Origin of the sequence: Agrococcus sp. TF02-05 (assembly GCF_017565345.1) — a bacterium.
Lineage (GTDB): Bacteria > Actinomycetota > Actinomycetes > Actinomycetales > Microbacteriaceae > Agrococcus > Agrococcus pavilionensis.
In genome coordinates, this window is the sequence record NZ_JAGEKO010000010.1 from 265,762 (window position 1) to 285,853 (window position 20,092).

The 20,092-nt window shown below is 72.6% G+C and carries 23 protein-coding genes and 1 pseudogene; 10 read left to right on the forward strand and 14 right to left on the reverse strand.

Going from position 1 to position 20,092, the window contains the following annotated elements:
• Nucleotides 1-33: 33 nt before the first annotated feature.
• The 5 genes from JQT67_RS11710 to JQT67_RS11730 form a co-directional block, all read right to left on the reverse strand.
• Nucleotides 34-1,116, reverse strand: a complete 1,083-nt coding sequence (locus tag JQT67_RS11710) for a Glu/Leu/Phe/Val dehydrogenase dimerization domain-containing protein (protein WP_208064805.1) — start codon at nt 1,114-1,116, stop codon at nt 34-36.
• Nucleotides 1,117-1,293: 177 nt separating this feature from the next.
• Entirely contained in the window at nt 1,294-2,001 is a 708-nt protein-coding gene (locus JQT67_RS11715) for a PRC-barrel domain-containing protein (protein ID WP_208064807.1), read from the reverse strand.
• A 123-nt stretch (nt 2,002-2,124) separates the two neighbouring features.
• A complete protein-coding gene (locus tag JQT67_RS11720; protein ID WP_307864322.1) occupies nt 2,125-2,370 on the reverse strand; it encodes an acylphosphatase in 246 nt (81 codons plus the stop codon).
• 26 nt (nt 2,371-2,396) lie between these two features.
• Nucleotides 2,397-2,726 carry a hypothetical protein gene (locus tag JQT67_RS11725; protein WP_208064900.1) on the reverse strand — a complete coding sequence of 110 codons (330 nt, stop codon included), beginning with the start codon at nt 2,724-2,726 and terminating at the stop codon, nt 2,397-2,399.
• 99 nt (nt 2,727-2,825) lie between these two features.
• The gene (locus JQT67_RS11730) at nt 2,826-3,608 is read right to left on the reverse strand and encodes a YoaK family protein (protein ID WP_208064809.1); all 783 of its coding nucleotides are present in this window, start codon (nt 3,606-3,608) and stop codon (nt 2,826-2,828) included.
• A gap of 67 nt (nt 3,609-3,675) precedes the next feature.
• On the opposite strand from JQT67_RS11730, the gene ychF reads away from it, so the two are divergent.
• On the forward strand, nt 3,676-4,749 hold the full coding sequence (gene ychF / locus JQT67_RS11735; RefSeq protein ID WP_208064811.1) for a redox-regulated ATPase YchF: 1,074 nt from the start codon (nt 3,676-3,678) through the stop codon (nt 4,747-4,749).
• A gap of 15 nt (nt 4,750-4,764) precedes the next feature.
• Here ychF and JQT67_RS11740 read toward each other — a convergent pair whose 3' ends face one another.
• The gene (locus tag JQT67_RS11740; protein WP_208064813.1) at nt 4,765-5,292 is read right to left on the reverse strand and encodes a hypothetical protein; all 528 of its coding nucleotides are present in this window, start codon (nt 5,290-5,292) and stop codon (nt 4,765-4,767) included.
• Nucleotides 5,293-5,470: 178 nt separating this feature from the next.
• Nucleotides 5,471-5,839, reverse strand: coding sequence for a hypothetical protein (locus JQT67_RS11745; RefSeq protein WP_208064815.1), 369 nt, complete (start codon nt 5,837-5,839; stop codon nt 5,471-5,473).
• 57 nt (nt 5,840-5,896) lie between these two features.
• Between JQT67_RS11745 and JQT67_RS11750 the strand changes: the two genes are divergently transcribed.
• Together JQT67_RS11750 and JQT67_RS11755 are read left to right on the forward strand one after the other, a co-directional pair.
• On the forward strand, nt 5,897-6,622 hold the full coding sequence (locus JQT67_RS11750; RefSeq protein ID WP_208064817.1) for a molybdopterin-binding protein: 726 nt from the start codon (nt 5,897-5,899) through the stop codon (nt 6,620-6,622).
• Between the two features lie 55 nt (nt 6,623-6,677).
• Complete coding sequence (locus JQT67_RS11755; protein ID WP_208064819.1) at nt 6,678-9,245, forward strand: excinuclease ABC subunit UvrA; 2,568 nt, start codon at nt 6,678-6,680, stop codon at nt 9,243-9,245.
• Nucleotides 9,246-9,413: 168 nt separating this feature from the next.
• Here the strand turns inward: JQT67_RS11755 and JQT67_RS11760 are convergent, their stop codons facing one another.
• The 4 genes from JQT67_RS11760 to arfB all read right to left on the reverse strand — a co-directional run bounded on the left by JQT67_RS11760 (nt 9,414) and on the right by arfB (nt 12,080).
• The gene (locus JQT67_RS11760; RefSeq protein ID WP_208064820.1) at nt 9,414-9,743 is read right to left on the reverse strand and encodes a hypothetical protein; all 330 of its coding nucleotides are present in this window, start codon (nt 9,741-9,743) and stop codon (nt 9,414-9,416) included.
• 47 nt (nt 9,744-9,790) lie between these two features.
• Nucleotides 9,791-11,104: a hemolysin family protein gene (locus JQT67_RS11765; protein WP_208064822.1), complete on the reverse strand. Its 1,314-nt coding sequence runs from the start codon at nt 11,102-11,104 to the stop codon at nt 9,791-9,793.
• 149 nt (nt 11,105-11,253) lie between these two features.
• Nucleotides 11,254-11,601 carry a TraR/DksA C4-type zinc finger protein gene (locus tag JQT67_RS11770; protein WP_021010096.1) on the reverse strand — a complete coding sequence of 116 codons (348 nt, stop codon included), beginning with the start codon at nt 11,599-11,601 and terminating at the stop codon, nt 11,254-11,256.
• A 38-nt stretch (nt 11,602-11,639) separates the two neighbouring features.
• Nucleotides 11,640-12,080 (reverse strand): alternative ribosome rescue aminoacyl-tRNA hydrolase ArfB, encoded by a 441-nt coding sequence (gene arfB / locus JQT67_RS11775; RefSeq protein WP_021010097.1) that lies wholly within the window; start codon nt 12,078-12,080, stop codon nt 11,640-11,642.
• Nucleotides 12,081-12,209: 129 nt separating this feature from the next.
• On the opposite strand from arfB, the pseudogene JQT67_RS11780 reads away from it, so the two are divergent.
• From JQT67_RS11780 to JQT67_RS11800, 5 genes and pseudogenes are all read left to right on the forward strand, one after another.
• Nucleotides 12,210-13,073: pseudogene (locus JQT67_RS11780) on the forward strand (GyrI-like domain-containing protein).
• A 202-nt stretch (nt 13,074-13,275) separates the two neighbouring features.
• The gene (locus tag JQT67_RS11785) at nt 13,276-13,674 is read left to right on the forward strand and encodes a DUF1877 family protein (protein ID WP_208064824.1); all 399 of its coding nucleotides are present in this window, start codon (nt 13,276-13,278) and stop codon (nt 13,672-13,674) included.
• A 48-nt stretch (nt 13,675-13,722) separates the two neighbouring features.
• Nucleotides 13,723-15,387, forward strand: coding sequence for an ABC-F family ATP-binding cassette domain-containing protein (locus JQT67_RS11790; RefSeq protein ID WP_208064825.1), 1,665 nt, complete (start codon nt 13,723-13,725; stop codon nt 15,385-15,387).
• Nucleotides 15,388-15,470: 83 nt separating this feature from the next.
• Complete coding sequence (locus JQT67_RS11795; RefSeq protein ID WP_021010102.1) at nt 15,471-16,412, forward strand: zinc-binding dehydrogenase; 942 nt, start codon at nt 15,471-15,473, stop codon at nt 16,410-16,412.
• Between the two features lie 104 nt (nt 16,413-16,516).
• Nucleotides 16,517-16,786 (forward strand): DUF3072 domain-containing protein, encoded by a 270-nt coding sequence (locus JQT67_RS11800; protein ID WP_021010103.1) that lies wholly within the window; start codon nt 16,517-16,519, stop codon nt 16,784-16,786.
• Here JQT67_RS11800 and JQT67_RS11805 read toward each other — a convergent pair.
• Nucleotides 16,778-17,389, reverse strand: coding sequence for a dihydrofolate reductase family protein (locus tag JQT67_RS11805; RefSeq protein ID WP_208064826.1), 612 nt, complete (start codon nt 17,387-17,389; stop codon nt 16,778-16,780). The two genes, JQT67_RS11800 and JQT67_RS11805, sit on opposite strands and share 9 nt — an antisense overlap.
• Before the next feature lie 238 nt (nt 17,390-17,627).
• Here JQT67_RS11805 and JQT67_RS11810 point away from each other — a divergent pair, with 238 nt between their 5' ends.
• Entirely contained in the window at nt 17,628-17,888 is a 261-nt protein-coding gene (locus tag JQT67_RS11810; protein WP_208064828.1) for a DUF2798 domain-containing protein, read from the forward strand.
• A gap of 28 nt (nt 17,889-17,916) precedes the next feature.
• Nucleotides 17,917-18,234, forward strand: coding sequence for a hypothetical protein (locus JQT67_RS11815; RefSeq protein ID WP_208064829.1), 318 nt, complete (start codon nt 17,917-17,919; stop codon nt 18,232-18,234).
• Here the strand turns inward: JQT67_RS11815 and JQT67_RS11820 are convergent.
• Complete coding sequence (locus tag JQT67_RS11820) at nt 18,231-18,680, reverse strand: Lrp/AsnC family transcriptional regulator (protein ID WP_307864323.1); 450 nt, start codon at nt 18,678-18,680, stop codon at nt 18,231-18,233. The two genes, JQT67_RS11815 and JQT67_RS11820, sit on opposite strands and share 4 nt — an antisense overlap.
• A complete protein-coding gene (locus tag JQT67_RS11825) occupies nt 18,677-20,017 on the reverse strand; it encodes an aspartate aminotransferase family protein (RefSeq protein ID WP_208064833.1) in 1,341 nt (446 codons plus the stop codon). The genes JQT67_RS11820 and JQT67_RS11825 overlap by 4 nt, the downstream gene beginning before the upstream one ends.
• Nucleotides 20,018-20,092: the final 75 nt, after the last annotated feature.

A 20,092-nucleotide genomic window follows, 5' to 3' on the forward strand; every position in this document is an offset into this window, starting at 1 on the left:
GGGCGGGTGGGCACAGCCCGGCTCGGCGAGCCATCAGACCGCGACGGCGGTGCGGGCCGTCGCGGCGCGCGAGCCGCGGGCGGCCTCGATGCGCGCCGCGGCGAGCGCCTCAGCGGCGGCGAGCGGCGTGGTGCCGCGCTCGCGCGCGCTCGCCATGACGCCGCGCACGGTGTCGGCGATGCCCGTCAGCCGCTCGGCGATCGCGGGCCACTCCTGGCCGTGGGCCATGCCCTCGAGGTGGATGACACCGCCAGCGTTCACGACGAAGTCGGGCGCGTAGACGATGCCGCGCTCCTGCAGCCGCTCGGCGCCCGAGCGGTCGGCGAGCGGGTTGTTGGCGGGGCCGACGACCGCCCGCACGGGCAGCGCGTCGATCGCCTCGTCGGTGAGGATGCCCCCGAGCCCCGCGGGAACGAGCACGTCGGCGGGGGTGGAAAGCGCCATCTCCGGCGCGATCCAGCGGGCGCCGAGCTCGTCGGCGAGCTCGCGCTTGCGCTCGTCGATGTCGGTGACGATGAGCTCCGCGCCGTGGCCCGCGAGCATGCGCGCGAGGCGGCCGCCGACCTGGCCGAGGCCCGAGATGACGAACGAGCGGCCCTCGATCTGCTCGGAGCCGAACGCCTCGCCGAGCGTGGGCGCGATCGCCGAGAAGACGCCGAGCGCGGTCGCCCCCGCGGGCTCTCCGGCGCCGCCGCTCTCGGCGGGCAGGCCGACGACGTGCTCCGTGCGCTCGCGCACGACGAGCATGTCGTGCTCGGTCGTGCCGACGTCCTCGGCGGTGCGGTAGCGGCCCTCGAGCGCCTCCACGAGGTCGCCGAGGTCGAGCAGCGCGGCGCGGCGGCGGTCGGGGTCGAGCGCCTCGCCCATCGGCAGGGCGATGACCGACTTGCCGCCGCCCGCGTCGAGGCCGGCTGCGGCGTTCTTGAGCGTCATCGCCGCCGAGAGTCGGAGGGCGTCGGCCTGGCCGTCGGCCCAGGTCGGGTAGCTCCACATGCGGCACCCGCCGAGGGCGGGTCCGAGTGCGCTCGAGTGGAGTGCGACGGTGATGACGAGTCCGCTGCGGGCGCCCATGGAGGTCAGGACGCGCTCGTGCGAGAACTCAGGGATTGCGCTCATGGCGGCTCTCCTCATTGAGTGCCGGCGCCGGCTTCGGCGCCGTGGGTCGGGGCCGCGGATCGCGCGGCTTGCCACCATGGTGGTGCGGATGCGCGGTGCGCGCAAGCGCGTCGGTCGCGGTTGCGCGCCATGCGCAGCGGGGCACCCCGGGAGGCGTCTGGACTGCGCAGCCTGCCCTCAGCGGCGGTCGTCGCCGTCCGGCTCGATGCCGTCCCCCTCGACGACGATCTCCTCGCGCTGCACCGGCACCTGGATCGTCTGCATCTCGGTCACGATGCGGCGCCGCAAGCGCGGCCCGCCGGCCGAGGGCTGCGCGTCGTCGGAGCCGCGGCCGCGCACGCCGCGCTCGTCGTCGGAGCCGCTGCCGCTCGAGTGGGCGCTCCCGGCGTCGTGCCCGCCGCCGTAGGGCGTGCGATCCGCGTGCGCCGTCGAGGGTCCGGAGTCGTCGGCGTCGCCGGGGTGGCGCTCATCCGTGTGCTGCAAGTGGCCGCCGACACCGCGATCGCGGTCCTCGTCGTGGCGGTCCCGCGCGTCGCGCTCGTGCTCGCCGATGACGGCCCGCTGCTGCATCGGCGGCTCGACCCCGTAGTAGCGGTAGAGCTCGGCCTCCTGCTCGACGGAGAGCTCGCTCGCGTCGTCGATGCGCGGCGCATCCTTCACGAACGACTTCTCGAAGGGCACGACGAGCCCGTCGCCGCGCTCGGTCGCGCCGGCGACCGGGATGAACGACTCGTGCATGCCGAACAGCCCGGTCCTGACGGTGATCCAGGTCGGCTCGTCCGTGCCCTCGAGCACGAAGACCTGCCCCACGTCGCCGATGCGCTCGCCGTCGCTGCCGACCACCTCGCGGCCGACCAGCTGGTCGATGTTGCCCTGGAACGTCACGATGCCTCCAACGGTTCGGGTCCGCGCCGAGCTGCGCCGGCGAGGGCGGCTGTCGCCTGGCCGCGACGCTACGCGCGCATCCTGAGCAGCCCGTGACAGCTGGCTCCCGATCCGCGCCGCCCGTCAGCGCACGGCGAAGCCCGCTTCGCCGCGCGCCTCGATCGAGGTGGCGTCGACGCGATCGACGCGCGCCGTGTCGGGCCCGTGCGCGAGCCACGCGCCTAACGCCGCCACCGCATCCGTCGCACCCTCGGCCTCCGCCTCGACGGTGCCGTCGAAGCGGTTGCGCACCGAGCCCGCGAGCCCGAGCCGCTCCGCCTCGCGGCGCGCGGCCATGCGGAAGCCGACGCCCTGCACGGTGCCGTGCACGACGAAGCGGCGTCGGATGCGCTCGGTCAGCGCCCGTCGCCCTCGAGGCTCGGGGCGTCCTGGCGGCGTGCGGCGTCCTCGAGGTCGCGCTGGTCGCTGCCGTCGAGCTCCTCGGGCTGCTCGGCGTCGCGGCCGCCGGAGAAGTCGTCGTTCGGCGCCTCCTTGGCCTGGCCGTCGCCGTGCACCGTCTCGCCCGTGCGAGCGTCGACGCCCGCGCCGGACTGGCCCTCCTCCGGCACGAACTCGTTGTGGCGCGCGTCGAACGAGCTCGCCGTGCCGCTGCCGGGAGGCGGCCCCTCGTGGTAGACCGGGTCGCCGTCGCGCGAGTCGTAGGTCGGGTCGTTCCAGTTCGCCATGATCGCTCTCCTCCGCGGTCGCTGCGGCAGCCGTCGGCTGCGCTGTGGGCACGACGCTACGCGGGGAGCCTGGGAGCCGGAAGAGTCGCGCTCGTGCGCCTACGCGCGGCGGCCCGTGCGGGCGCGCAGGTCCTCGACGACGGGCACGCTCGCGAAGACCAGCAGGAGCACGGCGGTCGGCACGACGGTGAGGAAGCCGATCGCCTGGTAGGCGAGCGCCCCGGTGACGCCGCCGACGAAGAAGGCGCTCACGAGCAGCACGTGCAGGCCGAGCCGGCCGAGGCGCGGCCGCACGGGATCGGGGTCGCCCGCGCGCTTCGGGTAGACGAGCTTGCCGAGCTCGATGCCGATGTCGGTCACCATGCCCGTGACGTGCGTCGTGCGGATCTGCGCGTCGGAGATCTTCGTGATGACCGCGTTCTGCAGCCCCATCGTGAAGCCGAGGAGCGCGATGAGCACCCACTCGCGCCCGGCGTCGGCGGTGAGCTCGTGCGCGACGAGACCGATGAAGAGCGCGAGCACCGCCTCGAGCAGCAGCACGATCGCGAAGCGGCTGTGCAGGCCGCGCCGCCTCGCCCAGTTGAAGAGCAGCGCGCACACCGCGGCGCCGACGACGAACGACGTGAGCCCCGTCAGGCACAGCAGCGCGATGTCGAGCGAGCCGAGCACGAGGCTGTCGGCGAGCATCGCCGTGAGGCCCGTCATGTGCGAGGTGTAGAGCGCGATCGCCATGAAGCCGACGGAGTTGAGGATGCCCGCGGTGAGCGCGAGCAGCACCGCGAGGTCGCGGTTCCAGCGCGGCGAGCGCTCGTGCCCGGCGATGCCGCGGAGGTACCGGGCGAGCGGCGCGGCCCGTCCACCCGGGCCCCGCGACGCATCCATGGTCCTGAGGCTAGTGCGGGCGGCAGGCGGGTCGGGCGGCGGATGCGCGCCGGTAGGCTGGTCTGTCGTGGCACTCTCGATCGGCATCGTCGGACTCCCCAACGTGGGCAAGTCGACCCTCTTCAACGCTCTCACCAAGAACACCGTGCTCGCGGCGAACTACCCGTTCGCGACGATCGAGCCGAACATCGGGGTGGTCGAGCTGCCGGACGAGCGCCTCACGCGCCTCGCCGAGATCTTCGGCTCGGCCAAGATCCTGCCCGCGACCGTCTCGTTCGTCGACATCGCCGGCATCGTGAAGGGCGCGAGCGAGGGCGAGGGGCTCGGCAACCAGTTCCTCGCGAACATCCGCGAGGCCGACGCGATCGCGCAGGTCGTGCGCGGCTTCAGCGACTCGGATGTCGTGCACGTCGACGGCAAGGTCGACCCGGCCTCCGACATGGAGACGATCAACACCGAGCTCATCCTCGCCGACCTGCAGACGCTCGAGAAGGCGGTGCCGCGCCTCGAGAAGGAAGTGCGGGGCAAGAAGGCCGACCCGGCCGTGCTCGCCGCCGCGGTCGAGGCGCAGTCGATCCTGAACGCCGGCACGACGCTGTCGCAGGCGGGCTTCGACGTCGCGCCCATCAAGGAGCTCGGCCTGCTGACCGCGAAGCCGCAGCTCTTCGTCTTCAACGTCGACGAGGCGGTGCTCTCGGACGAGGTGAAGAAGGCCGAGCTCGCGGCGCTCGTCGCGCCCGCGAAGGCCGTCTTCCTCGACGCGCAGGTCGAGTCGGAGCTCATCGACCTCGACCAGGACGAGGCGCTCGAGCTGCTGCAGTCGCTCGGCCAGGAGGAGTCGGGCCTCGACCAGCTCGCGCGCATCGGCTTCGACACCCTCGGCCTGCAGACCTACCTCACGGCGGGCCCGAAGGAGTCGCGCGCCTGGACCATCCGCAAGGGCTGGACCGCGCCGCAAGCGGCGGGCGTCATCCACACCGACTTCGAGCGCGGCTTCATCAAGGCGGAGGTCGTCTCGTTCGCCGACCTCGACCAGTACGGCTCGATGGCCGAGGCGAAGGCCGCCGGCCGCGTGCGCATCGAGGGCAAGGACTACGTGATGGCCGACGGCGACGTGGTGGAGTTCCGCTCCAACGTGTAGCGGACCCTCCGCGGCTCAGCGGGCGCATTCCTCGCTCTGCGCGGTGATCAGCCATCCCGCGCCGATCGAGGCGAGGTGGATGGTCCCGCACTTCCCGCTCTCGACGTAGGTGGCGAAGAGCGTCGCCTCCGCCGCCGACTGCGACACGACGTCGACCTCGACGTCGGCACTCGCTCCGGTGGCGGCGTACATCGCCGCGGTCGCCGTGATCATCGCCTCGCAGTCCGAGAAGTCGGTGCCGAGACCCGTGGAGAGCTCGGCGAGCATGCGAGCCTGCAGCGCCTCGGTCATCAGCGAGCACGCGCGCGGCGCATCAGGCTCCCGCGACGCCGCGAGCCAGTCGAGATAGGCCTCGACCGGACCGGCGGCGCCGGCATCGTCGACGACGGGAGCGGCGTCGACCGAGGGCGCCGGTGTCGCGTCGGTAGCGTCGGCAGCGCTCGGCGCCGTCGCGGCGACCGGCGGCTCGGGAGCGCTCGCGCACCCGGCGAGCGCGAGCGTCGCCGCTGCGCAGAGGATCGAGAGCATCGCCGATGTCCGCATCGTGGTTCTAGGTCCTTTCGCATGGCGCCCCGGCGCGGGCACTACCCGCTTGGGGGCGATGAGTCACGAGGTGGCGGTGGCCGCCCGCTCCGCTCCGAGCGACGTGACTCGAAAGGGGGCCGAGCAGATCGTATTCGATCGAAGGCGTCCCCTCGGTCGCCTGCGCACGTGTCGAGGGTCAGTCGCCCGTCCGGCACTGCGCCGCGCTGGGCATTTCGACGTGATCGTCGCCGAAGGGCATGTATGTGACCGAGTGCAGTCGGCCATCCACGACCCAGAGTTCCAGTATCCCGACTGCAGCGTCGCCGGCGAAGACCTCCGCCGTCGAGAATGGACCCCCGTCGTGCGGGATGCGGAGCAGGCTCGCCTCGCACCGGACGAGGAAGCATCCGCACGTGCCGTGCTCGTAGCCGCCCCACCGCGCGCTCGCGAGCTGCGCGCGAGCGACCGCAGCCGCGGGACCGCCTCCCGCGCACAGCAGGTCGAGGAGCTCTCGCTCCTCGCGGCGCAGCGCTTCGCCGACCGCTCGGCCTTCCATCACCGGCATGCGACGAGCGTACGGCGGATGCCGATCCCATCCAGGTCGGCACGGCAGGCTGGAGGCATGACGAACCCGACTGCCGCGATGCTCGTGATCGGCGATGAGATCCTCTCTGGACGCACGCGCGAGGCGAACGCCTACCACTTGGCCGGGCGGCTCGGGCAGGTCGGCATCGACCTGCGCGAGATCCGGGTCGTCCCCGACGACCACGGCGTGATCGTGGGTGCGGTGCGCGCGCTGAGCGCGGCGCACACCCACGTATTCACCTCCGGCGGCATCGGGCCGACGCACGACGACATCACCGCCGACGCGGTGGCGGATGCGTTCGGCGTGGGCGTCGAGGTGCGCGACGACGCCCGCGCGGCACTGCAGGCGGCCGTCGGGCCGGCGCGCACGCTCACCGATGCGCACTTGCGGATGGCGCGCATCCCGCACGGCGCGGAGCTCATCGACAACCGCATCAGCGGAGCGCCCGGCTTCCGCATCGGCAACGTGCACGTCATGGCCGGCGTGCCCTCGATCTTCGTCGCGATGCTCGACGCGGTCCTCCCTGGCCTCGAGTCGGGGCTGCCGGTCGTCTCGGACGAGCTGCGCTTCGACGTCGGGGAGGGCCGCATCGCCGAGCCGCTGCGCGACCTCGCCGCCGCGATGCCTGACCTCAGCATCGGCTGCTACCCGTTCCACGACGCCGGCGTCTACGGCACCAACATCGTCGTGCGCGGCACCGATCCGGGCCGCGTGCGCGTCGCGATCGAGCGCTTGCGCGTGATCCGCGACGCGGTCGGCTGAGCACCGGCCCGCCTTCCTCAGGGCGCTCGCATCGGCCGCACGAGAGGCTGGCGGGATGGATGCACAAGGGAGCGCGATGCGGGACGGCCTCGATCGGGTGCGGGTGCGCGGCGCTCGCGAGCACAACCTGCGCAGCGTCGACCTCGACATCCCGCGCGACGCGCTCGTCGCCTTCACCGGGATCTCGGGTTCCGGCAAGAGCTCGCTCGCCTTCGGCACGATCTACGCCGAATCGCAACGCCGCTACTTCGAGTCGGTCGCGCCCTATGCGCGCCGGCTCATGAGCCAGGTCGGGGTGCCCGACGTCGACGCGATCGACGGCCTTCCGCCCGCGGTCGCGCTGCCGCAGCAGCGCTCCGGCGGCTCGGCGCGCTCGACGGTCGGCAGCGCCACCTCGATCTCGAACGTCGTGCGCATGCTCTACTCGCGCGTCGGCACCTATCCGCCGGGTGCGCCGATGCTCTACGCGGAGGACTTCTCGACCAACACCGTGCAGGGCGCGTGCCCCACGTGCCACGGCCTCGGGCAGGTGCACGACGTGCCGGAGTCGCTCATGGTGCCCGACGCATCCCTCACCATCCGCGAGGGCGCGCTCGCCGCCTGGCCGACCGCGTGGCACGGCAAGCAGCTGCGCGACAGCCTCATCTCGCTCGGCTACGACATCGACGTGCCGTGGCGCGAGCTGCCGCGCGAGCAGCGCGACTGGGCGCTCTACACCGACGAGTCGCCGCAGGTGCCGATCTACACCGACCGCGGCCCCGCCGAGGTGCGGCAGGCGATCGCCGACGGCACCCCGCCGCGCTACATGAGCACCTTCACGGGCGTGCGCCGCTATGTGCTCAACACCTTCGCGGGCTCGAAGAGCGCCCGGATGCGCGAGCGCGCCGCGTCGTTCATGGTGAGCGTCGCGTGCCCCGAGTGCGGCGGACGACGGCTGAAGGGCGAGGCACTCGCGGTCACGTTCGAGGGGCTCGCGATCACCGAGCTCGCGGCGATGCCGCTCGACGACGTCGCGGCGCTGCTGCGGGGCGTGCTCGCACCCGACTGGCGGCCGAGAGGCGGCGACGACCACCCCGAGCAGCTGCTCGCGGCTCGGCGCCTCGTGAGCGATCTGCTCGCGCGCCTCGCGCCGATCATCGACCTCGGGCTCGGCTCGCTCTCGCTCGACCGCACCACCGCATCCCTCTCCTCCGGAGAGCTCCAGCGCATGCGCCTCGCCACGCAGGTGCTCTCGCAGCTCTTCGGCGTCGTCTTCGTGCTCGACGAGCCCTCCGCCGGCCTGCACCCCGCCGACACGGAGTCGCTGCTGGGCATCCTGCGGCGGCTGCGCGACTCGGGCAACTCCGTCTTCTTCGTCGAGCACTCGCTCGACGTCATCCGCGAGGCCGACTGGATCGTCGACATCGGGCCCGGCGCCGGCGCCGAGGGCGGCACCGTCGTCTACTCGGGCCCGCTCGAGGGCCTCCGCGACGCGGAGGAGTCGGTCACCCGCCGCTACCTCTTCGACGCGCCGCGGCCGAGCCGCGAGCGGCGAGCGCGGCGCGAGGGCGACGGCGCGCTCGAGCTGAGCGGCGTCTCGCGGCACAACGTGCGCGACCTCTCGGTCTCGTTCCCGCTCGGCGCGCTCACCGCGGTGACCGGCGTCTCCGGCTCCGGCAAGTCGACGCTCGTGGTGCAGGCCCTCCCGGAGCTGCTGCGGGCGAGCCTCGCGAGCGAGGTCGACGACGCCTCCGCGGCCGACGACGGCGCGGCGCCCGGCGACCCGCTGACGCAGCGCGTCGAGGCCGAGACCGCCGGTCGCGCCCACGGGCCGGCGGGGCGGCTGCGCCGCGTCGTGCAGGTGAGCCAGCGGCCCATCGGCCGCACCTCCCGCTCGAACGTCGCGACCTACACCGGCCTGTTCGACCGCGTGCGGGCGCTGTTCGCCGCGACGCCCGAGGCGAGGCGGCGCCGCTACGCCGCGAGCCGCTTCTCGTTCAACCTGCCCGCCGGCCGCTGCCCGACGTGCAAGGGCGAGGGCACGATGGAGGTCGAGCTGCTCTTCCTCCCGACCGTGCACGCGCCGTGCACGACGTGCGGCGGCACCCGCTACAACGCCGAGACGCTCGAGATCGAGCTCGACGGCCGCTCGATCGCCGACGTGCTCGCCATGAGCGTGCGCGACGCCCGCGCATCCCTCAGCGACGACGCCGAGGTCAACCGGCACCTCGACGCGCTCCTCGACGTCGGGCTCGGCTACGTCGCGCTCGGCCAGCCGGCGACCGAGCTCTCGGGCGGTGAGGCGCAGCGCGTCAAGCTCGCCGCCGAGCTGCAGCGGGGCCAGCGCGGCGACACCCTCTACCTGCTCGACGAGCCGACCTCGGGGCTCCACGCCGCCGACGCCGACCGCCTGCTCGCGCACCTCCACCGCCTCGTCGACGGCGGCAGCACCGTCATCATGGTCGAGCACGACATGCGCATCGTCGCCGAGGCGGATTGGGTCATCGACCTGGGCCCGGGGTCGGGGGATGCGGGCGGTCGCGTCGTCGCGGAGGGCACGCCCGAGCACGTGGCGTCGAGCGACGCGAGCGTGACCGCGCCCTACCTCGCGGCGGCGCTCGCGGCGCGCGGCTCGGCGGCGTAGACCATCTCCCCGGGCAGCGGACTCAGCCGACCTTCGGATGACTCCCAGCCAGGCGCGACATCATCGATCTCGGAACTCCTGGGGCGCCCGATGCCTTGGATGAAGGCCACGCGAATGCCCCTCCGCATCGATCTGCGAGAGGGGCTCTCGCGTCCCCGGGGCGCGGCGTCAGCCGCCGCCGCCGCCGGTGCCGAACGGCGGGTGCAGCGCCGCCGAGAGCACGACGACGGCGACGGCCGCGGCCGCGAGGACGATGCTCGGCGCGACGGGTGCGCGCGGCGTGAGCCGCGACCGCCGGGTCATGACGAGGGCGACTGCGGCCGCGATGGTCGCCCACGTCAGCAGCACCCAGCCGAGCAGCCAAGAGAGCTCCATCGGCGCCTGCGGCACGACGCTCAGCAGCGCGCTGAGCTGGAGCGAGACGGCGCCGAGCGCGGCGAGCCCAGCGGCGATCACCGCCGGGACCCACGCGTCGTGGGCCGCTCCCGCCCGCAGCATGGCGCGAGCGTAGCGGCGCTCACGAGCGCTGCGCCAGACCGCCGGCGTCAGCGCTCGGGAGGCGCCTCGCCCTCCTCGGTCGGCTCGGCGACAGGGGTGACGAACAGCTCGGCGATCCGGTGGCGGTCGAGGGCATCGACCCTGAGCAGCGCGCCGTCGACGGCGACGACGTCGCCGACCTTCGCGAGGCGGCCGAGGCGCTCGAGCACGAAGCCCGCGACCGTGTCGGCCGAGCTGCTCGGCAGCCGCACGCCGGTCGCCTCCTCGAAGTCCTGGAAGTTCAGTCGGCCGTCGACCGTGCCGCCCTCCGTCGAGAGCTCGCTCGGCCCGGTCTCGGTGTCGTACTCGTCGAAGATCTCGCCGACGACCTCCTCGAGCAGGTCCTCGAGCGTGACGATGCCGTCGGTGCCGCCGTACTCGTCGATGATGACCGCGATGTGGTGGCCCTCCGCCCGCATGGTCGCGAGCGTCGGCAGCACGCGCGCCGTCGCGGGGAAGTAGGGGATGGGACGGCCGATCTCGTCGAGGGTCGCGGCCGAGCGATCCTGCACCGCGTCGAAGAGGTCGCGCACGTGCACGAAGGCGGTGATGTCGTCGATGCCGCGATCGATGAGGGGGTAGCGCGAGTAGGGCTGCTCGCGCACGATCGCCGCCGCCTCCTCGACCGTCGCGGTGCCGTCGAGCGCCGCGACCTCGGGCCGAGGCCGCATGACCTCGCTCAGCTGGCGGTCGCGGAGCGAGAGCACGTCGTCGAGGATGCGCCGCTCCTCGTCGGGGAAGCCCGCGTGGCTCGAGACCATGTCGCGCAGCTCCTCCTCCGTCATCTCCTCGCCTGTCTTGTGCGGATCGCCGCCCAGGAGTCTCACGACGAGGTTCGTCGAGACCGACAGGAACCAGATGACGGGCTTCATCACGATCGCGAAGCCGTTCAGGATCGGCGCGACGGCGTAGGCGAAGGCCGTGTTGCGCTGGATCGCGAGCCGCTTGGGCGCGAGCTCGCCGAGCACGAGGGAGAGGTAGGCGATCGCGAGCGTCAGCACGACGGTCGCGACGGTGCCGGCGACCTGCTCGCTCAAGCCCAGCTGCGTCAGCAGCGGCGTCACGTACGGCGCGATCGAGGAGGCGCCGAACGCCGCAGAGGCGAAGCCGGCGACGGTGACGCCGATCTGCACGGCGGAGAGGAAGGTGTTGGGATTCCGGGCGAGCCCCGCCACCTTCTCGCCGCGCTTGCCTCGCGCGGCGAGCGCGTTGATCTGACCCTCGCGGAGGGTGACGAGCGCCATCTCCGTCGCCGCGAACACGCCGCCGATCAGGACGAACGCTACGACGAGGGCGATGTTCGTCGCGAGATCCGCGCTCATCGGCGGGCCTGTGCGTGCTGGGGCGCGCCCAGGGTCACCTGGGCGTTCGGACTATGACCGTCGGGGGCTTCCCGGCTCGCGTTGCGTCGCATGGAGGCAGGCTACAGCCGGACGCTCTGCGGAGAACTGGCGGAGCGCCGGTCGCGCGCTCAGCTCTCGAGGCGGCGAGCGCAGTCGATGCAGGTCGTGGCCTGGGGCCGCGCCTCGAGCCGCTCGGGAGCGATCGGCTGACCGCACACGCTGCAGAGCGAGTCCTCGCCTCGCTCGTGCCGGGCGCTCGCCTCGTCGATCGCGGCCAGCGCCTCGAGCTGCGTCTGCCGGAGCCCTTCGAGTCGCGACCACTCGGAGGAGAGGGAGACGCCGTCGGGATCGTGCTCGTCGTCGTCGTTGAGGCCCTCGCGCATCCGTCGCAGCTCGACGAGCTCTCGCTCGACCTCGTCGAGGCGAGCGAGCACCTCGCGGCGGCGCTCCGCGATGCTGTCGGCGCGCGATGGCATGGGGCCAGGCTAGCCGTGGCCGCTGACGCCGCGGCTCGTCACTCGGGGCGCGGAGGCCGGCGGTTCTGCTTGGTCGCGGAGCGCCGGAGCTTCGCCTCGACCCGCCGACGCTGCGAGCCGCGCGTCGGGCGGGTCGCGCGGCGCGTCAGCCGCGGCACGACGGCCTCGCGGAGCAGGGCCGCGAGCCGGCGCCGCGCGGCGACGCGGTTGTCGAGCTGCGAGCGATGCTCGGAGGCGCTGATGGTGAGCACCGTGCCGGCGAGGCGCGGCGCGAGTCGGTCGAGCGCGCGCCGCCGCTGCTCGTCGTCGAGCGCCGTCGTCGAGCCGAGGTCGAGGCTCAGCTGCACACGGGAGTCGGCGGTGTTGACGCCCTGACCGCCGGGGCCGGACGACCGGGAGAACTGCTCGACGAGCTCGGTCGCCGGCACGCGCAGGCCACGCGGCGCCCCGGGGCCGGGCGGCACGAGCAGATCGTCCATGCCTCGAGTGTGCCCGTTCGCTCGCCGTAGTGGCTGCGCGACTACTGTCGCGAGCGACGATCGAGCCCGGCACGGATCATCGGGTGCGCCGACGGGCTCGCGACGACGATGGAGTGCGGAAGGAGGACCATGATCGGCACGCTGAACGCCCTCGTCGAGCTCGTCGAGCGCGACCCGGCCGCGCCGATCGACGCCGCCCGCTTCGCTCGAGAGCACGCGACGACCGAGTACCACGTGCGCCGGATGTTCTCGGCGGTCGCTGGCATGCCGCTGTCGGAGTACGTGCGACGGCGGCGGATGACGCTCGCAGCCGCGGACCTCGTGCGCGGCGCTCCGAGCCTGCTCGACGTCGCCGTGCGCTAGGGGTACGGCTCGGTCGAGGCGTTCGGTCGCGCGTTCCGCGCCGTGCACGGCACCGGGCCGGCGGAAGCGCGTCGCAGCGGTGGTCCGCTCAGCACACAACCCATGCTCCGGTTCCGCCTGAGCGTCGAAGGAGGCACCCCCATGGACGTCACGATCACCGATCGACCCGCGCTCGCCCTCGTCGGCCACGCCGCCGAGGTGCCGCTCATCCACCGCGGCGTCAACCCGCACATCCAGGCGCACATCGCCTCGCTCCCGTCCGAGGAGCACGCGCGGCTCAAGGGCCTGAACGACACCGACCCCGCCGGCATCCTCGCGGTGATGGCCGACATCCAGCCGGATGCGCCGGAGGGCTCGCCGCTGACCTACCTGCACGGTGTCGCGATGCACGCCGGCTCCGCGGTGCCCGACGATCTCGATGTCGTGCGCGCGGAGGCCGGCACGTGGGCGGTCTTCCGATCGAGCGGGCCGTTCCCCGAGGCGCTGCAGTCGATGATGGCCGCGACCGCGACCGACTGGTTCCCGTCGAACCCGTGGCGGCTGCGCCCCGGCCCGTCGATCCTGCGGTACCTGGAGCTCACCCAGTCGCACGCGACGTGCGAGTACTGGCTGCCGATCGAAGCGGCGTAGCGCACGTCGGTGGACGCGCCGTCCGTCGCTGGCTCTCCACAAGCGCGCTGATCACGACCTCGGTTCGGACTGCCGAACCGGCACGATCCCTCGCATGGGAATCCGGTACTACGCCTACGCATTCGACGCCGACTCGACCGAGGCCGCCCTCGCGCACCCGCGACGCTTCCTCTCGGCGGACCCACTCGCCGACGCTTGGGGGATGGAGCCCGGAGCGGTGGTGGGCATCGCCACCGTCCAGCAGACCGTTCCCAAGCGCGACATGCTCTATCTCGACAAGGCATGGCATGAGCTGCAGACCGTCACCGCACCTGCCGGTGGGGCAACCGCTCGACCCGCGCACCGCATGTTCGAGGGCCAGGTGACGCACACGTACGACGGCTGGCACAGCTGGGTGGAGGGGGTCGCACCCGACGAGCTGCCCGCGATCGCCGACGATCTCGCGTCGATCGATGAGCAAGACGTGCGGGTCGCACTCCAGGGCCGCATGCCGCACCGCGACCACTCCCTCGCCTACGCACTGCAGTACCTCGCAGCTGCGCGCGACTTCGCCGCCGCACTCGTCGAGGACGGGCGAGGCATGGTCTACATGATCGGCTAAGACACGAGCGATCGATGGGAACCGCGTGGCGGCTGGGAGGATGGCGGGATGACCGCAACCCTCGTCGCGCAAGGGCTGGCCGGCGGCCACGGCCACCGCACGCTCTTCGACTCCCTCGACCTCACCGTCGCGCCCGGCGACGTCGTCGGCGTGGTCGGGGCGAACGGCGCGGGCAAGTCGACGCTGCTCCGCATCCTCGCCGGCGTCGACGAGCCGCAGGCCGGGACGGTGTCGCTCGCGCCGGCCGACGCCTTCGTCGGCTGGCTGCCGCAGGAGCACGAGCGCGTCGCGGGCGAGACCGTCGTCGACTACATCGCGCGCCGCACGGGCTGCGCGGCCGCGACCCGTGAGATGGACGCCGCCGCGGCGGCGCTCGGCGACCCCGCGCTCGCACCGGCCGGCACCGATCCCGCCGACACCTACGCATCCGCACTCGAACGCTGGCTCGCGAGCGGCGCCGCCGATCTGGAGGAGCGCACGCCGATCGTGCTCGCCGAGCTCGGGCTCGAGCTCGACGGCGAGCCGATCGAGCAGGCCCTCATGACGTCGCTCTCGGGCGGGCAGGCGGCGCGCGTCGGGCTCGCGGCGCTGCTGCTGAGCCGCTTCGACATCGTGCTGCTCGACGAGCCGACGAACGACCTCGACCTCGACGGGCTCGAGCGGCTCGAGGCCTTCGTGCAAGGGCTGCGCGGCGGCGTCGTGCTCGTGAGCCACGACCGCGAGTTCCTCGCCCGCTGCGTCACGCGCGTGCTCGAGCTCGACCTCGCGCAGTCGTCGAACCGCGTCTACGGCGGCGGCTACGACTCGTACCTCGAGGAGCGCGCGACGCTCCGCCGGCACGCCCGCGAGCAGTACGAGGAGTTCGCCGAGCAGAAGGCCGACCTCGTCGCGCGCGCCCGCCGCACACGAGAGTGGTCGAGCCAGGGCGTGCGCAACGCGATGAAGAAGGCGCCCGACAACGACAAGAACCGCCGCCGCGCGATGACCGAGTCGAGCGAGAAGCAAGCGCAGAAGGTGCGGCAGATGGAGAGCCGCATCGCCCGGCTCGAGGAGGTCGAGGAGCCGCGCAAGGAATGGCAGCTGCAGTTCGAGATCGGCGCGGCGCCGCGCTCGAGCACGGTCGTCGCGACGCTCAACGGCGCGGTCGTGCGGCAGGGCGCGTTCACGCTCGGGCCGGTCTCGCTGCAGGTGAACGCGGGGGAGCGGATCGGCATCACCGGGCCCAACGGCGCCGGCAAGTCGACGCTGCTGCGCGCGCTGCTCGGTCGCCGGGAGCCAGACGAGGGGTCTGCGAGCCTCGGCTCGAGCGTGCAGGTGGGCGAGATCGACCAGGCGCGCTCGCTGCTGACCGGCGATCGTGCGCTCGCGGATGCGTTCGAGGCGCTCGTCCCGGAGCTCGCGTCGGGCGAGGTGCGCACCCTGCTCGCGAAGTTCGGGCTGCGCGCCGACCACGTCGGCCGACCCGTCGACGAGCTCTCGCCCGGCGAGCGCACGCGCGCGGCGATGGCGCTGCTCCAGTCGCGCGGCGTCAACCTGCTCGTGCTCGACGAGCCGACGAACCACCTCGACCTGCCCGCGATCGAGCAGCTCGAGCAGGCGCTCGAGACCTACAGCGGCACCCTCTTGCTCGTGACGCACGACCGGCGCATGCTGGAGTCGGTCTCGCTCGACCGGCACTGGACCGTCGAGGCGGGCGTCGTCTCCGAGCATTGAGCCGGTGGCGGAATCCCGGGCCGATCGGATCGGGAAGGCGTAGGCTCGAAGGAGCATTTGGTTCAGATTCGAAGGAGTAGAGCATGCGCGCATGGCAGTTCGTCGGCACCCACAAGGACTTCGAGCGAGTCGACATCGAAGAGCCCACCGCCGGTCCCGGCAAGGTCGTCATCGACGTCAAGGCGGCGGGCCTGTGCCACTCCGACGTCGGCATCCTCGAGGACGAGAAGTGGCTCGAGAACATGAAGGAGCTCCCCGTCGTCCCCGGCCACGAGACCGCGGGCGTCATCAGCGAGGTCGGCGAGGGCGTCACCGACTGGAAGGTCGGCGACCGCGTGGCCGTCTGGCCGATGGCCGAGTTCATGGGCTACATGGTCAACGGCGCGTGGGAGGACCGCGCGGAGGTCTCGACCGACGCGCTCATCGCCATCCCCGACGACGTGACCTTCCAGCAGGCGGCCGCCGCCACTGACGCCGGCATGACCTCCGTCGGCGCGCTCTCGACCGCGGGCGTCGAGGCGGGCATGAAGGTCGGCGTCATCGGCTTCGGCGGGCTCGGCCAGATCGGCGCTCGCGTCGCGAAGCTGCGCGGCGCCGAGGTCTACGTCGCCGAGATCAACGAGGCGGTCTGGGACCGCGCTCGCGAGGCCGGCGCGACGCAGGTCGCCAAGTCGATCAGCGAGTTCGCCGACGCCGAGCTCGACGTCATCATCGACTACGCCGGCTTCGGCGTGACGACGGCGGATGCGCTCAAGGCCGTCAAGGCCGGAGGCCGCGTCGTGCAGGTGGGCATGGGCAAGCTCGAGGCGACGATCGACACGTACTCGCTCATCCTCGGCAAGAAGCAGCTGCACGGCTCGGTCGGCGGCAGCAAGGAGGACATCGTCGAGACGATGCGCCACATCGCCTCGGGCGACCTCAAGCCCGCGATCACCGAGATCGACTTCGAGGAGATCCCGGCCGGCGTCCAGCAGCTCGCCGACGGCAGCGTCGTCGGCCGCCTGGTGGCGAAGGTCGCCGACTGACCCTCGCGAGCGGGCTCCGGCGCACGGAGCCCGCTCTCGGGCGGGCGGCATAGAGTGCCGCGCACGGCGCGCCGAGCGGCGGGTCGGCACAAAGGAGGACACCGATGAGCGACGCGATGATGCCCGAGCAGGGAGCGACCGGCGAGGGGCGCGAGACGATCGGGGCCACGGGCGACGCGCAGGGCGGCAACCTGCAGAAGGACCCCTCCGACTGGGTCAGCGGCGACGACCCGATGACCGAGGCGCAGCGCTCCTACCTCGACACGCTCGCGCGGCAAGCGGGGGAGGAGCTGCCCGCCGATCTCACGAAGGCCGAGGCATCCGAGCACATCGAGCGCCTTCGCGACCAGCAGAGCGGCACCGGCTCAGCCTGAGCGAGGCGCGTCGCGCACGACGCGGTAGGTGACGTGCGCGACGAGCGGGTTCGCGCGCGCCGAGACGGTCTCGAGCCGCACATCGCCCGACCGGACGAACAGTCGCTCGCCCGCCCCGAGCACGATCGGCGCGATGTGCAGCCGCAGCTCGTCGATGAGCCCAGCGGCGAGGAACTGATCGACGGTGCTCGCGCCGCCCGCGACCGAGATCGAGCGATCACCGGCGGCCTCGCGGGCCCGCGCGAACGCCGCCTCCACGCCGTCGGTGACGAAGTGGAAGACGGTGCCGCCCGCCATCCCGATCGGCTCGCGCGGGTGGTGCGTCAGCACGAAGACCGGCGCGCGGTAGGGCGGTTCGCGCCCCCACCAGCCGTCCCACGGCTCGTCCCACGGCCCGCGGACCGGCCCGAACATGTTGCGGCCCATGATGTAGGCGCCGTGCCCGAGGATCGCGTCGATCTCCTCGCGATTCTCCTCCGGCGCCTCGAACATCCAGCGGTGCAGCCGCTCGCCGCCGACGCCGAGCGGTTCCTCGCGGCTCTGCGATGGCCCCGCGGCGAAGCCGTCGACCGAGACGCCGATGTCGCACGTGACGATCCCCATGCCGCCGCATCCTGCCGCGCGCGGGAGGCGCGCGCCACCCCCAGGCTCGGCCGACGCATCCGGTATCCTTGACCCGCCTAGAAGATCCTGGCCGGTGTGGTTATTCCGGCCCTCGGCTCCCCGAGATGCAGTCGCGCGAGACGCGCGAACCCATGGCGCTGATCACTCGATGATGCGGACGGCGCCGACTCCGCGAGCATCGTCGATGGGCGTCGTCGTCCGGGAACAGGAACAGACGATGGACAAGAAGATCGCCCTCCTCGCGCAGGTGTTCATGACCTGCATCATGGCCGCGACGATGTCGGGCATCATGAGCCTCATCGCGCTCGGCCCCTCGCAGGAGTGGCTCGCCGGCTGGCCGCTGCAGTTCGCGATCGCGTGGCCGATCGCGTTCGCGCTCACGATGGTCGCGTGGCCGGCCTCGATGAAGCTCGCGTTCGCGGTGCGGCGCACGGGGCCGGATGCGTCGGGCGGCGAGGGCGCACGCGGCACTGCCTGAACGGGGCTGGGCGGAGTAGCGTCGCGGCATGAGCGAGCGTCGTCCGATCGTGCGGGTCTGGAGCGGTGTCGTGCGCACCCAGGACCGCGAGGAGTACGTCGACTACGTCGAGCGGACCGGCATGGAGGCGTACCGCTCGACGCCCGGCAACGTCGATGCCTGGGTGCTCACGCGCGATCTCGGCGACGGCCACAGCGAGATCACGACGGTCTCGCGATGGGAGTCGATGGCCGCGGTGATCGCGTTCGCGGGCGACGACCCGGAGCGCGCCGTCTACTACCCCGAGGACGATCGCTACCTCGTGGAGCGCGAGGCGCGCGTGCGGCACTACGTGCAGCGCGCCTAGCGCACGCCCCACGCGTAGGTCTGCTGCTGCAGCTTCAAGTACATGAGCGTGTCGGTCTCGCGCACGCCGTCGATCTGGCGGATGCGGCCAGAGACGAGCTCGAGCAAGTGGGCGTCGCTCTCGCACACGACCTCGGCGAGCACGTCGTAGCTGCCCGCCGTGATGACGACGTAGTCGACCTCCGGCAGCGCCGCGAGCGCCTCGGCGACGGGCTCGAGCGCTCCGGACGCGCGGATGCCGATCATCGCCTGGCGCGCGAAGCCGAGCTGCGTCGGGTCGGTGACGGCCACGATCTGCATGACCCCCGCATCCGTCAGCCGCTTCACGCGGTTGCGCACCGCGGTCTCGCTGAGCCCGACGGCGTGCCCGATCGCCGCGTAGGAGGCCCGGCCGTCGCGCTGCAGCTCGGCGATGATCGCCTTGTCGTGGCTGTCGGGCAGGCTCACAGGTGCGACCACGCCTCGGAGAGCACGCCGCGCAGGATCTGGCCAATCTCGTCGAAGTGCGACTGGTCGCAGATGAGCGGGGGAGAGAGCTGGATGACGGGGTCGCCACGATCGTCGGCGCGGCAGTAGAGGCCGGCGTCGAACAGCGCCGTCGAGAGGAAGCCGCGCAGCAGCCGCTCGCTCTCCGCCTCGTCGAAGGTCTCGCGCGACTCCTTGTCCTTCACGAGCTCGATGCCAAAGAAGTAGCCGTCGCCGCGCACGTCGCCGACGATCGGCAGATCGGTGAGGCCCTCGAGCGTCGCGCGGAACGCGCCCTCGTTCGCCCGCACGTGCTCGAGCACGCCCTCGCGCTCGAAGGCCTCGAGGTTGGCGAGGCCGACCGCGGTCGCGACCGGGTGGCCGCCGAACGTGTAGCCGTGGGCGAACATCGCGCCGGGCTCGGCGAAGGGCTCGAAGAGCCGGTCGCTCGCGATCATCGCGCCGAGCGGCGCGTAGCCAGACGTGAGGCCCTTCGCGCACGTGATGATGTCGGGCTGGTAGCCGTAGCGCTCCGCACCGAACATCGTGCCGAGCCGGCCGAACGCGCAGATCACCTCGTCCGAGACGAGCAGCACGTCGTACTCGTCGCAGATCTCGCGCACGCGCTGGAAGTACCCAGGCGGCGGCGGGAAGCAGCCGCCCGAGTTCTGCACCGGCTCGAGGAAGACGGCCGCGACCGTCTCGGGCCCCTCCTGCTCGATCGCGACCGCGATCTGGTCGGCGGCCCAGCGGCCGAACGCCTCGGGGTCGTCGCGGTGCACGGGCGCGCGGTAGAGGTTCGTGCTCGGCACCCGGAAGGTCGAGGGCACGAGCGGCTCGAACATCTGCTTGAGACCCGGGAGCCCCGTGATCGACAGCGCCCCGTGCGTCGTGCCGTGGTAGGCGATCGCGCGGCTGATGACCTTGTGCTTCTGCGGCTTGCCCGTGAGGCGGAAGTAGTTCTTCGCGAGCTTCCACGCGCTCTCGACCGCCTCGCCGCCGCCCGAGGTGAAGAAGATGCGGTTCAGATCGCCGGGGGTGAGCGAGGCCAGCTTGTCGGCGAGCTCGATCGCGCTCGGGTGCGCGTACGACCAGACGGGGAAGAAGGCGAGCGTCTCCGCCTGCTTCGCCGCGACCGCCGCGAGGTCGGCGCGCCCGTGCCCGAGCTGGTTGACGAACAGGCCGGCGAGTCCGTCGAGGTAGCGCTTGCCGCGGTCGTCCCAGATGTACGCGCCCTCGCCGCGCACGATGACGGGCGCCCGGTCGGCGTCCGCCATCCGGGTGAAGTGCATCCACAGGTGGTCGGCGGGCGTGCTCATGCGTGTCGGTCCTTCGTCGGTGTCGAGTCGGTGTCGGTCGGTTCGGTGTCGGTGTCGGTCGGTGTCGGCGGATGC